Origin of the sequence: Leifsonia sp. LS1 (assembly GCF_020521355.1) — a bacterium.
Taxonomy (GTDB): Bacteria; Actinomycetota; Actinomycetes; order Actinomycetales; family Microbacteriaceae; genus Leifsonia.
On the sequence record NZ_BPER01000003.1, the window covers coordinates 224,400 to 238,806 of the forward strand.

Genomic DNA, 14,407 nt, shown 5'->3' on the forward strand with positions numbered 1-14,407 from the left:
GACGACGATGACCAGCACCGAAGGAACGACGATGCCCCTCTACGACGACAGCCTCCCGCACCGGCTCACCCCTCCGCCGTTCTGGGGCGACCGGGTCGGCAACGACGATGTCGAGCTCGTCCCGTCCCACGGTCCCGGCCGCTCGGAGGTCGCGTTCGACTTCCCCGGCGTCGCCGTCGGCACGGCCGAATACGTCGAGGGACCGACCGGCGCGACCGTGATCTCCGTGCCGGCCGGTGCGCGCACCTCCGTGGACGCGCGGGGCGGCGCGATCGGCATCATCGGCCGCTACGAGGAGCTCAACCACGCGATCTGCTTCGCCGGGGGATCGTCCTACGGTCTGGCTGCGGCCACCGGCGTCGATGAGGAGCTTCTCGCACGCACGGGCAACCGGGTCGGCTGGCAGGACCTGCGGTCCGCCTCCGGAGCCGTCATCTACGATCTCGCCGCCCGCGACACCGGCATCGTCCCGGACGCCGCCCTCGGCCGTGCAGCCCTGCTGGCGGCTCGGGAGGACGCCATCCCGGTCGGCCGGGTGGGAGCGGGCATCGCCGCCTCCGCCGGCAAAGTCGATCTCTCGCGGTGCGAGTTCACCGGGCAGGGGGCGGCCTTCCGCCGGATCGGGCCCGTGCGCATCCTGGTCGTCACGGTCGTCAACCCGGTCGGCGTGATCGTCGACCGGGACGGGACCGTCATCCGCGGCAACTACGACCGCGAGACCGGGGAACGGCGACTCCCCGTCATCGACTACGAGGCCGCCCTGCTCGCCGGGGAGGTTCCGACCACGTCGCCGGGCAACACCACGGTGACGGCGGTGATCACCAACGTGAAGCTCGACGACAAGGAGCTGCGGCTGTTCGGACGGCAGGTGCACAGTTCGATGAACCGCGCCATCCAGCCGTTCCACACCAACCACGACGGCGACACGCTCTTCGCGCTGACCACCGACGAGGTCGCCCTCCCGCCGGCCGGCAGCACCCGGCTCGGTGAGCAGGCCGTCAACTCGATCGCGCTCGGGGCGATCGCGTCCGAACTCGCGTGGGACGCCGTGCTCAGCAGCGCGCGCTGACCCGTCCCGCTCCCGGTCCGGCACAACGGACCCGAGCACCACACCCGCAACACAGCACCGAGCACCGAGCCCAGAGAGGGACAACGCATGACCGTCCGCCGCTTCGAGACGACCCAGACCGATCCGTTCCTGCGTGGGGAGGAACTCGGTCGCGCCTTCGCCGACGGGATCGCCGCGAACATCGCCGGCTACACCGAGCTGTTCGAGGTCGTCGGTGTCGCCGCCGACGACCTCCCGGCCCTCGGGCTGACCGCGATCGAGCGCCTCGCGTCGTGGCGTCCGGCTCTCGCCGACGAGCTCCACGGGCTCGCGGCCGGCTCGGGACGGGCGGCGTGGGAGCTCGGGATGCTCAACGCGCGAACCGAGATCCTCGCGACCGTCGGCGCGATCGGGGAGGGCGAGTGCTCGACGTCGGTCTACCTCCCGGAGACCGGTGCGCCCCGCACCGTGCAGACCTGGGACTGGCACGACGTCTCCAACGACGACACGCTCGTCGTCCGCTCCCGCACGGCCGAGGGCCGCGAGGTGCGCTACTTCACCGAGTTCGGCATCCTCGGCAAGATCGGCGTGAACAACGACGGCGTCGGGGTGCACTTCAACATCCTCAACCACGCGGAGGACGGCGGCGGCATGGGCGTCCCGGTGCACGCGGTCGCGCGCGGCGTCCTGGACGGAGCGGGAACGCTGGAGGAGGCGGTGGCGATCGCGCTGTCCGCCGAGGTCACCGCATCCACGGTGCTCACGATCGTGGCCGCCTCCGCGGCGGGTCCGCAGGCGGTCAGCGTGGAGCTGAGCCCCGGAGGTCACGCCACGGTACTGCCCTCCGACGGCGGCCTGCTCCTCCACACCAATCACTTCCTCGACGACCGTCTCGCGGCCGGGGAACTCGTCCCCGGCACCTCCAGCAGCTACCGCCGGCTGGACCGGCTGCGCGAGCGTCGGGCGTCGCTCTCGTCCTCCGATCCTCTGCGGCGGGTGGCCGGTATGCTCATCCACGAGGCGGACGGTGCGCCGGTGTGCTGTCACCCCGACCCCCACCTCGCCTTCGAGCACCGCTGGCAGACCCTGCTCACGATCTCGCTCGACCTGGAGCACGCGCATCTCCAGTTCCACGAAGGCGGCCCGTGCACAGCGTCGCGGGAATCCTGGCAGGTCTTCTAGGGGGAGGGGAGCATGGCTCAGAAAGCTCCGACGCACGCACCGGTGACGATCATCGACGTCGCCCGGGCCGCCGGCGTCAGCAAGACCACGGCCTCCGACGCCCTCAGCGAGCGTGGCCGGGTCTCGCCGGCGACGCGCGACGCGGTGATGGTCGCCGCGGAACGCCTCGGGTACTCGATCAACCGCTCGGCGCGCTCGCTGCGCACGGCGACCACGGGGGCGATCGGCCTCTACATCCCGCAGGTGCTCGTCCGGAGCGAGCACTACCTGTCCTTCGTGTACGGGGTCGTCAACGAGGCCGCGGCGTTCGACTACGACGTGACGCTCATCGTCGCGGCCGCGGACGCCCGCCCCGCATACAGCCCGCACGTCGACGGCATCGTGCTCATCGACCCGGTCCTCGAGGACCCGATGATCACCCGGCTGCTGGGGACCGGGCTCCCTGTCGTCTCGTCGGAGCGCCTGCCGGGAGGGCGACAGCCGGCGGGCGTCGTGTGGTCGAACCACGCCCAGTACACCACCTTGCTGCTGGAGCACCTCAACGCCCGCGGCGCGCAGCACCCCGCCCTGATCGCCTCGACCACCAACTCCGACTGGTCGCACGCGATCCAGGGCGCCTACCGCGATTGGTGCCGCACGATCGGTGTCGAGCCCCGCCTCGAGGTGGCCCCGTTCGGAGCCGACACGGCGACACTGCAGCACACCGCCCGGACCCTGCTCGAGCAGTCGCCCGACACCGACGCGCTGATCGGCGCCGGCGACGGGGTGGCCACCGCGATCTCCCACGCGCTCGCTGCGGACGGCCGGAAGATCGGCAGCGACATCCTCCTCGCGTCCTGCGTCGACAGCAGCGACCTCCGCGCCGCGCACCCGCCGATCACCGCGATCGACACCAAGGGCGGCGAAGCCGGCCAGGCGTGCGCCCGCCTGCTCTTCGACCTGCTGCAGGGCCGCGTCGAGCCGCCGACGGCCCAGGAGCTCCCACTCAGCCTGAACCTCCGGGACTCGACGGCGAGAGCCCTCGACATCTCCGACGATTCCGCCTCCGCACGCCTCGGGCACCGCCGCGACGACTGAGTCGTGCGGATGCCGGAGGACCGGGAGATGTGTCACCACGGTGACGCTGGTCGGCGGACCCGCGGTCCTCACGGAGGCGGTGGCGAAGCTCACGGCCTGCGGCTGGTAGTTCGGCGGGCTCAGGCGAGCCCGCCGAAGAACTCCCTGATGCGGTCCGCCGCCAGGTGCGGCTGCTCCAGGCCGAGGAAGTGGCCGCCCCGCGGAGCAGGCTCGAAGGAGCGGAGGTCGGCGGCCGCCCGCTCGGCGAGGGAGCGCGGGAAGCCCGCCATGACGGGTTCGCGGCTGAGCAGCACGCCGACCGGCGCGGCGATCGGCGGACGCGGAGGGTTCGCGTCGTAGTCGAAGTACTGCCGGAACGACGTGCCGACGCTGCCCGTCGCCCAGTAGAGCGTGGCGATCGTGAGCAGCTCGTCCCGGGCGACGGCCGCGTCCAGATCGCCGTCCACCCAGTCATGCCACTTGTCGGCGATCCAGGCGAGCAGACCGGCGGGGGAGTCGGCGAGAGCGGCAGCGATGGTGTCCGGGCGCGTGCACATGATCTCGCTGTAGCCGCCGTCGCTCGCGTCGTAGGCGTCGACGGACGCGAGATAGTCGCGCTCCTCCTCGGTGCGCGCCTCGCCGTCGCTCGGGAACGGGGCGTGGAGGAGCTGGATCCCGATCACGTGATCCGGATGGTCGACCCCGAGCCACGTCGCCGCACCCCCGCCGATGTCCCCGCCGAACGCGGCGTAACGGTCGTAGCCGAGCACGGTCGTCATGAGCTCGTGGAGGTCCGCGGCGATCGCGGCACGGGTCAGCGGCCCCTCCGGCAGCTCGGAGAAGGTGAAGCCCGGCAGCGACGGGACGATCACATCGAAGGCGATCCGCGCGTCCGAACCCGTCGCGGCCGGGTTCGCGAGCAGTTCTGCGAGCGGCAGATACTCGGTGTACGCACTCGGCCACCCGTGCAGCAGCAGGAGGGGGATGCGCGTCTCCGCCGATCCGGCGGCCGGGACGTGGACGAAGTGCAGTCGATGGCCTCCCACGTCGGCCAGATGCTGGTCGTACGCGTTGAGGGCCGCCTCGCGCGTCCGCCAGTCGAAGGCGAGCCACGAATCGACGAGGTCGCGCAGCACCGCGCCGCCGGCGCCGCCGCCCCACGGCACGGAGCCGAGCGGCTCGACGAAGCGGGTCGCCCGGAGGCGGGAGCGCAGATCGGCGAGCAGCTCGTCGGACACGTGGATGCGGAAGTCGTCGATGCTCATCGCCACCACCGTACGCGCCAGGCCGGCGCCACCGTTCGCGGTCCCTCCCGGCGCGTCAGTGCGCCGCGCCCAGCTCAACCAGCACCACACCGGCTCCGATGAGCAGGATGCCGAGCGCCATCACCGGGGTGAGGGGCTCGCGGAAGAGCAGGCGACCGAGGACGGCGGTGAGGGCGACGCCGACGGCGGCCCAGATGCCGTAGGCGATCCCGAGCGGGAGACCGAGGGCGAGGGTGACCGAGAGCAGAGTGAAGGCGAGCACGTAGCCGACCGCCACAGGGAGGTACCAGATGCGTTTCGGAGAGGGGCCGGTGGTGGCCATGCGGAGGGAGATCGTGCCGGAGACCTCGGTGACGATGGCGCCGGCGAGCGCGAGCCAGACGATCATTCGCGGCCTCCCTCGACCGGATCGGAACCCGCGGCGGTCGCGGGCGAAGGTGCCGCCCGCGCCACGGCCGCGGCCGCCCCGCGGCGGTGCGCCGCCTGCGAGCCGAGCTCGACGAGCAGCACCCCGCCGATGATGAGGGCGATGCCCATCCCCATCAGCGGGGTGAACGGCTCCCCGAAGAAGACAGTGGAGAGGGCAGCGGTGAGGGCGACGCCGGTGGCACCCCAGATGCCGTACGCGACGCCGAGCGCCATCCCGGCCCGCAACGATGCGCCGAGGCAGGTGAACGACGCGACGTAGCCGATGGCGACGACGAGGTAGAGCGCGGGATGCGTCAGCGCGCCCTTGAGCGACAGGGAAGCGGTCACCTCGAAGAGGATCGCCCCGGCGAGGAAGAGCCAGCGGCTCACTCGATGTTCCCGAGCATGAGCGCCTCCTTGGTCCGGAAATCGTCGATGAGACCGGGCGCGCGACGTGAGTTCGTGCGGGTGCGAGGCCCGGCGCACCCGCAACGAGTCACGTCTCGCACCCGGATCAGCGCTTCGCGAGGTCCTCGCGGAGGGCGGAGAGGATGGTCCAGACGGAGCTGCGCTTCTGCGGAGTGTTGGCCTCGCTCATGGGGATGGTGAGCTCGAGACCGTCGCGGTAGCTCGCGCGGACGGTGAACCGGCCGGGCCAGTCGGCGTTGTCGTCGACGCCGAGGGAGGGGGTGCCGCCGATGACCTCCAGCCGATCGAGGTCGCCGCGCCGGTGGACGCGGGTGGTCACGTTCGCGGTGCCGCTCTGGAGGGAGTAGGCGGCTTCGACGGTCGCGACCGTGCCGTCGGTGAACGCGCCAACGCGGACCCCGATGACGTCGTCGGAGAGGACGGCGCTCGCACCCATGTAGCGCACCTCGCTCTCGCCGACCGCGAGCGCGACCCCCGTCACGATGGAACCGAGGAACGTGGCGGGAGCGCCGTCGAGCGCGCCCTCTCCGATCTCGTCCACCACGGCCCGGCCGATCGCGTCGCGTGAGAGCTGCATGGTCCATCCTCCTGATGGATGTGGCGTCGGCCTCCACACCCCTACCGAGTATGCGCTCGATCGGCGCATTCCGGACAGCCAGGACGATTCATGATTCCCTTAATTCAGGGTTCTCTGTACCCTCGATGCTATGAGCCTCCTCGCACCCGCGGCGACCGTCACCCACACGGCTGCACTCGCCCGCTTCGGGCACGCGCTCTCGGACCCGACCCGGGTGGGCGTGCTGCTCGCCCTGCGCGAAGCGCCCGCCTACCCGTCCGATCTCGCGGACGCGCTCGGCGTCTCGCGCCAGGTCATGTCCAACCAGCTGGCCTGCCTGCGCGGGTGCGGACTCGTGGAGGCGGTTCCCGACGGCCGCCGCATCTGGTACCGCCTCGCCGACGGCCACCTCGCCCCCGCGCTGGACGAGCTGCTGCGCGTCGTGCTCTACGTCGAGCCGGGATGCTGCGAGGGCGACGACTGCGGCTGCGCCTGATCGCGGCGACGATCCCATTGCTCGCCGGCGGCGGGGCGGTCGGGACGGGGACTAGACACGCCCCCAGCGGGTTGGCGATGATTCACCCTGAATGCGTCCACCGAAGGAGTTGGCATGCGGCAGAACGATCCCACCCCGTCCATCGAGTCGGCGAACCGCGCACTCCTGGATTCGCTGCCGTTCGCCGACACGGCGGACTTCGTCGCCGCCGACCGCGGCTTTCTCGGCACACTGGACGACCCGGTGATCCGCGACCGCGCCGGTGAGGTCGTGTGGGACGCGTCGACCTACGACTTCCTGCAGGGGGAGGCGCCGGCGACGGTGAACCCGAGTCTGTGGCGGCAGTCGCAGCTCGTCGCGCGACACGGGCTGTTCGAGGTGCTAGACGGCCTCTATCAGGCGCGCGGCCTCGACCTGTCGGTGATGTCGTTCATCGAGTCGGACAACGGCGTGATCGTCGTCGACCCGCTGATCTCGGCCGAGACGGCGAAGGCCGCGCTCGCGCTCTACCGGAAGCACCGCGGTGAGCGCCCTCTCGTGGCCGTGGTGTTCACACACAGCCACATCGACCACTTCGGCGGTGTGCTCGGGATCGTCGACCCGGCCGACCCCGACAGTCCGAGGGTCGACATCGTCGCCCCGCACGGGTTCCTCGAGCACGCGATCGCCGAGAACGTGTACGCCGGGACGGCGATGGCCAGGCGGGCCGGATACATGTACGGGGCTGCGCTCGACCGCGGTCCATCGGGACAGGTGGGCGCGGGACTCGGGCAGACGACCTCCACCGGAACCCCGGGCATCCTGGTGCCGACGATCGACGTGCGCGACACCGGCGAGACGCACACCATCGACGGCGTCGAGTTCGAGTTCCAGATGGCGCCCAACACGGAGGCGCCGGCCGAGATGCACTTCTACCTGCCGCGCTACCGGGCGCTGTGCATGGCGGAGAACGCCACCCACAACCTCCACAACCTCCTCACCCTCCGCGGGGCGCTCGTGCGCGACCCGCACGTGTGGTCGCGCTACCTGAGCGAGGCGATCCAGCGCTACGGGGACCGCGCCGACGTGCTGTTCGCCTCCCACCACTGGCCGACCTGGGGATCGGAGCGGATCGTCCACTTCCTGGGTGTGCAGCGCGACCTCTACGGCTACCTGCACGACCAGACGCTGCGCCAGCTCAACAAGGGCCTGACCGGGGCGGAGATCGCCGAGGACTTCCGGATGCCGCCGGCCCTGGAGGCGGAGTGGAGCACACGCGGCTACTACGGCTCGGTCTCGCACAACGTCAAGGCGATCTACCAGCGCTACATGGGCTGGTTCGACGGCAACCCGGCGCGTCTGTGGCCGCACCCGCCGCAGGCGCAGGCCGAGCGCTACGTCGCGGCGATGGGCGGGGTGGACCGCGTGATCGAGCTCGCGCGGGAGGCGTACGACCAGGGCGACTTCCGCTGGGCGGCCACCCTGCTCGACCATGCCGTGTTCACGGACTCCGGCAACGGTGCCGCGAAGGCGCTCTACGCGGACACGCTGGAGCAGCTGGGCTACGGGGCGGAGAACGGCACCTGGCGCAACTTCTTCCTCTCGGGCGCGACCGAGCTGCGCGAGGGCGGTTTCGGCACGCCGACGAGCACCGACGCTCCGGCCATCCTGGCGCAGCTGTCGCCCGAGCAGATCTTCGACGCCGTCTCGATCACGGTCGACGGTCCGAAGGCGTGGGACCTCGATCTCGCGCTGGACATCACGTTCACCGACCTCGGGCGCAGCTTCCACGTGACCCTGCACAACGGCGTCCTCATCTCCGTCGAGAAGGAGCCGGACGGGACGGCGCCGCTCAGCCTCAGGCTCACCAAGCCGCGCTTCCTGAGCCTGGCGGCCGGCGACATCACCTCCGACGGCCTCGACGTGGACGGCGACATCGGCATCCTCGACCAGTTGACGGCGGTGCTGGACCCGGGCGACCCGGACTTCGGGATCGTGCTGCCCTGAGACTTCCGGGGGGCCTCGAGCGCGCTCGGTCGAGGCCCCGCCTCAGTCGGTCAGGAAGATGACCGACAGCAGCATCGCGATCACGAAGGTGCTGTAGACGAACGCGATGATCGTCTGCCCGGTGACGACCTTGCGGCCGAGCGTGGTCAGGATCGTGACGTCCGACGACGAGAACGTCGTGGCGACCTGCGCAGAGAGGTAGAAGTAGTCCATGAAGACCGGCGGCCGGTCACCGGGGAATTGGATGTTGAGTGCGACAGAGTTCACTCGTGCGTAGTGGACGGCATAGGAGTACACGGTCACGACCCATGACGTGCCCACGACCGTGAACGCCAGCACGTTCGCGGGGACGCTGTCGAGCAGCCCGGGGGTCAGCCACACGACGGCGACGGAGACCATGGCGAGGATCGACCAGTGGGCGTTCGCGCTGGGGCCGCCTCCGCTCAGCGACGACTCGATGCGTTCTCTGCGCCGCACGGGCGTGGTGCGCCGGAGCCAGGTCGTCAGCTCGGCGGACGTGGCGCGTCCGAAGGTGAGCTGGGTCAGCACGAGATACGCGAGCGAGTAGAAGATCCAGAAGCCGAACGACGTGAGAGCGACGGTCCCGAGGGTGAAGCGGAGCGGCCGGACGGCGTCGTAGACGAAGAACCCGACGATGGTCGGCGCGATCGCCGCCACGAGGGCGGTCTGGTTGCGCGCGACATCGGAGGCGAGGAACGGCGTCCTGCCCGTCGTCGTGGTGGAGCTGTCGTCGGCGGCCACCCGGACATGATCGCAGACTCGCGCGCTTTACACCCGATTCGCCGTGCGTTCCAGGGTGTTCACGCGGGCCACGGGCCGGTGCGAAGGTGGGCACAGGATCGGAGGAGGGATGATGCGAGGCATCTGCGGGTTCGCCGCAGCGGTGGCGGTGATCGCGGCGATCGTGTTCCTCACGTCGCCGGGCGACCACGGGAACGGCGCGCTCCGGTCGGACGCACTCGTGGGAGTGGGCGCCGCGGCGGTCGCCCTGCTCGGGTTCGCCTGCCTTCGGTTCGCCGCGCGCGGGGAGGCCGCCGCCTCGGCACCGGCGAGCCAGGAGCCCGCCGCCGTCCGGACGCTCCCGGAACCGGCGGTCGAACTCGACGGCATCGTCGGCTGAGGCCGTTCCCTGTCGACGGCAACCGACACGGGGGACGTGAAACGCCGCTCTGCGGCGGGCAGAGCGGCGTTCCGCGTCCCCGCTGATGCGCGGGAGGGGCGTCAGTGAGCGATGACGGGCTCCGGTGCGCCGGCCGAGGACGGCTCCGAGCCCGCCGCGCTCGCGGCCTGCTGCACGAGTGCGGCACGGCGGCGGTAGAGGAACGCGGAGAGCACGGCGCCGAAGGCGAAGAACCCGGCGCCCCACCAGTAGGCCGTCGCGTAGCTGTGCACGGCGGCCTCCGCCGCGACCTCCGCGGTCGGCGGGAGGTGCGCCGCGAGGTAGTCCGTGGCCGCGGTGGCCGCCAGGGTGTTCAGCAGCGCCGTGCCGATCGATCCGCCCACCTGCTGGCTGGTGTTCACCATCGCCGACGCGACGCCTGCGAAGTGCCGGTCGACGCCGAGGGTGGCGGTCTGGATCGCGGCGGGCATCGTCGACCCCATGCCGAAGCCGAGGATCATGAGCGGCGGCAGCAGGTCGACCGCGTAGTTCGCGGTGACGCCGAGGTGGGTGAGGTACACCATGCCGGTCGCGGCGATCGTCATCCCGATGGGCACCATGACCTTCGGCCCGAAGCGCGGCACGAAGATGTTGGTCGACAGCTGCGCGGCGGTCACGAGCATGACGATCATCGGCAGGAAGGCGAGGCCGGTCTGGATGGGCGTGAACTTCAGCGTGGCCTGCAGGTAGTAGGTCACGAACAGGAAGATGCCGAACATCCCGGCGCCTGCGATCAGGATGGCGCTGTAGGAGGCCGCGCGGTTGCGGTCGACGACGATCGACAGCGGCAGCAGCGGGTGCGTGGCGCGGCGCTGCCAGAGCACGAAGGCGATCAGCAGCACGCCCGCTGCGGCGAGGAAGCCCCACGAGAGCGGCGAGTCCCAGCCGTCCGACTCGGCGTTCGAGAAGCCGTAGACCAGTGAGAACAGGGCGCCGGAGACGAGCACCGTGCCGGGCACGTCGAGCTTCGGGCGCGGGCCGGTGCGGTGCGCGGAGGTCACGAAGACGGCCGCACCGGCGATCGCGACGATCGCGATGGCGACGTTGATGTAGAGGTTCCAGCGCCAGTCGAACTGCTCGGTCAGGAAGCCGCCGAGCAGCAGGCCGACCGCGCCGCCGGCTCCCGCGATCGCGCCGAAGATCCCGAACGCGCGGGCGCGTTCCCTCGGAACGGTGAAGGTCGTGGTCAGCACGGCGAGAGCGGTCGGGGCGAGCAGCGCGCCGAACGCTCCCTGCAGGGCGCGCGCGCCGACGAGCAGGCCGAAGGTGTCGGCGGCGCCGCCGAGGGCGGAGGCCGCAGCGAAGCCGATGAGGCCGATGATGAAGGCGCGCTTGCGGCCGATGAGGTCGGAGAGGCGGCCTCCGAACAGCAGGAGGCTGCCGAAGGCGAGCGAGTAGGCGGTCACGATCCACTGGCGGTCCGCGTTCGAGAAGCCGAGGTCGGCCTGCGCGGAGGGGAGGGCGATGTTCACGACCGTCGAATCCAGGACGACCATGAGCTGCGCCAGAGCGACGGTGACGAGCGTCCACCAGCGGCGCGAGGAGGGCGCCGCCGCATCGGGTGCGGCGCTCGAAGGGGTGGGGTTTGTCTGCGACATGCGGGCCAGCATATACGAAACCAACCAGTTCCGGATCTAATCTGTTCAGAAATTCATCTACACTGGAGGAGATGGACATCTCAGCACCCGCCCCCGCGACGAAGCTCGGGCGCAAACGGGACCACACGCGGGATCCCGAGATCCTCGACGCCGCCCTCGACGTGCTCGCCGAGACCGGGTACGACCGCATGACGATCGACATGGTCGCCGCCCGCGCCAAGGCCGGGAAGGCGACCGTCTACCGCCGTTGGGCGTCGAAGGCCGATCTCGTGATCGACGCCGTCGCCTGCATGAAGAAGGGCGACATCGACTTCGACGCCCTCCCCGACACCGGAACTCTGCGCGGCGATCTGGTCGCGATGATGAAGCCGCACACCATCGTCGACGCCGAGAAGAAGCTCCAGATCATGGCCGGCCTCGTGTCCATGCTCGCGAAGGACCCCGGGCTGGCCGACGCCGTCAACGAGGCGATCGTGGAGCCGCGCGCCTCCGTCAACCGCATCTTCCTGCGTCGCGCGGTCGAGCGCGGTGAGATCCCCGCCGACGCCGACATCGAGAAGCTCGCGCTCATCGCGCCCTCGATGGCCTCCTACCGGGTGCTCGTGCAGCGCAAGGCGGTGGACCGGGAGTTCCTGCTCTCGGTCCTGGACGACATCCTGCTCCCGGCGGTGGGGATCAGGCGCACGTCCACCCCACGATGAGCCCGAGCGCTCCCAGGGTCGTCGTGAGGGTGCGCGTCTGCAACGACACCGGCGACGTCCAGCTGCCGTAGACCGCCGTGACCGTCACCGTGGACGTGCCGAGGAGGGTGAGCGTCGAGCCGGTGACGTTTCCGGTGGTGGCCGGATAGGCGACCGTCGTGCTGCCGGAGCCGGCGCTGCCGCTCCAGGCGATCGTGTAGCTCTGCGGGGCGATGGCGTTGCCGCCGATCGTCGGGGTGGTCCACGTGATCGGGATGTTGGTGGCGAGGAGGCCTCCCGCCGACCCGCACGCGACGGCCGGAACGGGAGTGAGGGTGCCGGAGGTCGCGGTGCCCGTGGCGTAGACGGACCGCGACCACCCCGCCCGGGCCGGGGAGCCTCCCGCGACGCCGAGAAGGCCCGCGGCGGTGAGGACGAGGGCGCCGACCGCGGCGAGGCGCAGGGTGCATCTCATCGCGCGCCCGCCTCGTCGCCCGGGTGGCGGTGGCGGCGCGCTCCGGCGACAGCGGCGATCCCGGCCCCCGCGACGACCGCGCCGCCCGCGAGCAGGGGCGTCAGGAGGGTCGGGGCCGCCCCGGTCGCCGCGAGCGCTACCGGGGGAGCGGCCGCCTGCACGTCGTCGGCTGAGGTCCAGGCCCACACGTCGAGGTCGGCCGACCCGTCCGCGGCGCCCGGCTGCAGCGTGACATCGATCGCGAGCCAGCGCCGCTCGCTCGACGGCATGGCGCCGACGGCGACGACACCGGCGGGCGCGGGCGGCTCGCCGGCCGCGGCTCCCGGGCCGGACAGCACGGCGGACAGCGGTGTCGTGACCAGCAGCGTCCGAGCGGCGCCCGGGCAGGACGTGCCCGACCAGCGCACCGCGCACGCCGTGATGCCGATGTCGAGCACGCCGGTCAGCGGGCCGGTCGATGACAGGCCCAGCCCGACCGTCGCGGCGGAGGGCGTGGCGGCGGCGACCCCGACCTCCCATCGGACGGGGACGCCCGGGCGGAGTTGTGCGAAAGCCGTCGGGTCGGCGACGGACGTGAGCGTCAGGTAGCGGCCGCTCGACACGGACTCGTCGGCCCGGGCCGGGGAGGGAGCGGCGAGGGCGAGGGCCGCGCCGGCGCCCACGGTCAGGAGCAGGACGAGTGCGGAGCCCATGGCACGGGAGCCCGGGCCTGCCCCGATGCCGGGGCCCGCATCGTCGTCGGCGTCGCGCCGGCCTCTGCGCCGGCGTCGCGACATCGGCTCCGCTCCGCGCGGCCAGAACGCCCACGCCACCAGCGCGGTCGCCGCCAGCGTCGCACCGCCCAGGAAGAGCGGGTTCGAGAAGAACGCGATGACAGGGGCTCCGCCCGGCACGCTCGCGATGACGAGCCGTACGTGCGACACGTCGTAGGGCGCGGGGTCGTTCTCGGCGTTCGCGTCGCCGCGGAGCACGAACTCGACCCGTCCCTCGCCGACCGGCCGCGCGGAGACGACGCGGTGGGTGATCGGGAGTGCTCGGGGCCGGTCGACGGTGACGATGTCGCCCACGCGCGCCTCGGCTGCCGGGATCTCGCGCACGAGCGCGACGGCGCCCGCCGGAATGGTGGGGCTCATCGAGCCGGTGCTGAAGAGGATCAGGGTGAGGTGGAAGACGGTGGCGGCGATGGCTCCGAGGATGCACAGAGCGCCGGCGACGGAGGCCAGCGTCAGGAGGGCGTCCCCGGCGCGGGAGGCCGCACGTGTCGCCGGGCGTGCGGCGGTCGGTTCCGGACCGGCGTGTGCAGCGTGCGTGACCGGCCGCCCGGCGGCGTGGCGTGCGGCGGGCGCGTGGGGCACGGCGTCGGTGTGCTGCCGGACGCTCATGCGGCCTCCTCCCTGTTCCGCGTGATCAATTCGAGGTGGTGACGAACTGCCACGTGGCGGTCGCCGTCTTGCCCTGCAGGCTGTTCGCCGCTCCGGCCGGCAGCGTCACCTCGAAGCAGAAACCGGTCGCCGCGCCCGGTGCGGTGCTGGTCGCGGCGGCGAGGGGATTGGTGACCCCGGTCTCCTGCCCCGCCGTCAGTGCGCGCGTGGTCCCCGCGGCGCCGACGACGAACGTGGGGGAGCCGGTGAAGGCTGCCGCGTTGCAGGTGGCGGTCGTGCGGACGACCCGGTAGACGAGCGCCGCCCCGAGCGTCGCCGCGTCGGTCCCGCCGAGCACGGCCCCGGTGAGAGTGGCGGTTCCGGCCACCGACTCGGCGGTCGTCTGGATGAGGACGGGGAAGTAGGACGAGACTCCCGGCGCGAACGGGCCGGCGACGGTGAACGTCGCCCCGGGCGAGACCGAGTTGTCGGCGTAGGCGCCGCCGTTCACGCTCGACTGGGTGTTGAAGACGGACGTCTGGAACGCGCCCGTCGCGAACTCGTTGTCGGTCCAGCTGGCGAGGGTGACCGCCGCGCCCACTCCGAGGACGAGGCCCGAGGCGAGCACCGCCCGCAGCCGGAGGGCCCGAACACTCCGGCTGCGGGGCGGCGACACCTCACGCATGG

The 14,407-nt window shown here is 71.7% G+C and carries 16 protein-coding genes; 7 read left to right on the forward strand and 9 right to left on the reverse strand.

The genetic code is table 11. The features are described 5' to 3' along the window. Positions 1 to 7 precede the first annotated feature (7 nt). The 3 genes from LLS1_RS07290 to LLS1_RS07300 all read left to right on the forward strand — a co-directional run bounded on the left by LLS1_RS07290 (position 8) and on the right by LLS1_RS07300 (position 3,307). Positions 8 to 1,069, forward strand: coding sequence for a P1 family peptidase (locus LLS1_RS07290; protein WP_226654385.1), 1,062 nt, complete (start codon positions 8 to 10; stop codon positions 1,067 to 1,069). A gap of 87 nt (positions 1,070 to 1,156) precedes the next feature. Then, positions 1,157 to 2,230 carry a C45 family peptidase gene (locus LLS1_RS07295; protein ID WP_226654387.1) on the forward strand — a complete coding sequence of 358 codons (1,074 nt, stop codon included), beginning with the start codon at positions 1,157 to 1,159 and terminating at the stop codon, positions 2,228 to 2,230. A 12-nt stretch (positions 2,231 to 2,242) separates the two neighbouring features. Then, entirely contained in the window at positions 2,243 to 3,307 is a 1,065-nt protein-coding gene (locus tag LLS1_RS07300) for a LacI family DNA-binding transcriptional regulator (RefSeq protein WP_226654389.1), read from the forward strand. Between the two features lie 119 nt (positions 3,308 to 3,426). Here LLS1_RS07300 and LLS1_RS07305 read toward each other — a convergent pair whose 3' ends face one another. The 4 genes from LLS1_RS07305 to LLS1_RS07320 form a co-directional block, all read right to left on the reverse strand. After that, positions 3,427 to 4,551: an epoxide hydrolase family protein gene (locus LLS1_RS07305; RefSeq protein ID WP_226654390.1), complete on the reverse strand. Its 1,125-nt coding sequence runs from the start codon at positions 4,549 to 4,551 to the stop codon at positions 3,427 to 3,429. A 55-nt stretch (positions 4,552 to 4,606) separates the two neighbouring features. Further along, complete coding sequence (locus LLS1_RS07310; protein WP_223361008.1) at positions 4,607 to 4,936, reverse strand: multidrug efflux SMR transporter; 330 nt, start codon at positions 4,934 to 4,936, stop codon at positions 4,607 to 4,609. After that, positions 4,936 to 5,349 (reverse strand): multidrug efflux SMR transporter, encoded by a 414-nt coding sequence (locus LLS1_RS07315; protein ID WP_226654392.1) that lies wholly within the window; start codon positions 5,347 to 5,349, stop codon positions 4,936 to 4,938. Before LLS1_RS07315 ends, LLS1_RS07310 begins: the two co-directional genes overlap by 1 nt. A 124-nt stretch (positions 5,350 to 5,473) precedes the next feature. Then, on the reverse strand, positions 5,474 to 5,965 hold the full coding sequence (locus LLS1_RS07320) for a hypothetical protein (protein ID WP_223357946.1): 492 nt from the start codon (positions 5,963 to 5,965) through the stop codon (positions 5,474 to 5,476). Positions 5,966 to 6,095: 130 nt separating this feature from the next. On the opposite strand from LLS1_RS07320, the gene LLS1_RS07325 reads away from it, so the two are divergent. Next, positions 6,096 to 6,440, forward strand: coding sequence for a helix-turn-helix transcriptional regulator (locus LLS1_RS07325; protein WP_223357945.1), 345 nt, complete (start codon positions 6,096 to 6,098; stop codon positions 6,438 to 6,440). Positions 6,441 to 6,554: 114 nt separating this feature from the next. Further along, entirely contained in the window at positions 6,555 to 8,426 is a 1,872-nt protein-coding gene (locus LLS1_RS07330; protein ID WP_226654394.1) for an alkyl/aryl-sulfatase, read from the forward strand. Between the two features lie 42 nt (positions 8,427 to 8,468). On the opposite strand, the gene LLS1_RS07335 is transcribed toward LLS1_RS07330, so the two are convergent. Then, positions 8,469 to 9,188, reverse strand: a complete 720-nt coding sequence (locus LLS1_RS07335; protein ID WP_226654396.1) for a DUF1345 domain-containing protein — start codon at positions 9,186 to 9,188, stop codon at positions 8,469 to 8,471. A gap of 109 nt (positions 9,189 to 9,297) precedes the next feature. On the opposite strand from LLS1_RS07335, the gene LLS1_RS07340 reads away from it, so the two are divergent. Beyond that, positions 9,298 to 9,567 carry a hypothetical protein gene (locus LLS1_RS07340; protein WP_226654398.1) on the forward strand — a complete coding sequence of 90 codons (270 nt, stop codon included), beginning with the start codon at positions 9,298 to 9,300 and terminating at the stop codon, positions 9,565 to 9,567. A 101-nt stretch (positions 9,568 to 9,668) separates the two neighbouring features. Here the strand turns inward: LLS1_RS07340 and LLS1_RS07345 are convergent, their stop codons facing one another. Beyond that, positions 9,669 to 11,204: an MFS transporter gene (locus LLS1_RS07345; protein WP_226654400.1), complete on the reverse strand. Its 1,536-nt coding sequence runs from the start codon at positions 11,202 to 11,204 to the stop codon at positions 9,669 to 9,671. Positions 11,205 to 11,275: 71 nt separating this feature from the next. On the opposite strand from LLS1_RS07345, the gene LLS1_RS07350 reads away from it, so the two are divergent. Next, positions 11,276 to 11,905, forward strand: a complete 630-nt coding sequence (locus LLS1_RS07350; RefSeq protein ID WP_226654402.1) for a TetR/AcrR family transcriptional regulator — start codon at positions 11,276 to 11,278, stop codon at positions 11,903 to 11,905. On the opposite strand, the gene LLS1_RS07355 is transcribed toward LLS1_RS07350, so the two are convergent. From LLS1_RS07355 to LLS1_RS07365, 3 genes are read right to left on the reverse strand one after another with little or no spacing between them, the layout of a single operon-like run. Next, positions 11,880 to 12,359, reverse strand: a complete 480-nt coding sequence (locus LLS1_RS07355; protein ID WP_226654404.1) for a hypothetical protein — start codon at positions 12,357 to 12,359, stop codon at positions 11,880 to 11,882. The genes LLS1_RS07350 and LLS1_RS07355 overlap by 26 nt on opposite strands. Then, a complete protein-coding gene (locus LLS1_RS07360; protein ID WP_226654406.1) occupies positions 12,356 to 13,741 on the reverse strand; it encodes a hypothetical protein in 1,386 nt (461 codons plus the stop codon). The genes LLS1_RS07355 and LLS1_RS07360 overlap by 4 nt, the downstream gene beginning before the upstream one ends. Before the next feature lie 25 nt (positions 13,742 to 13,766). Beyond that, entirely contained in the window at positions 13,767 to 14,405 is a 639-nt protein-coding gene (locus LLS1_RS07365; protein WP_226654408.1) for a SipW-dependent-type signal peptide-containing protein, read from the reverse strand. Positions 14,406 to 14,407 lie beyond the last annotated feature (2 nt).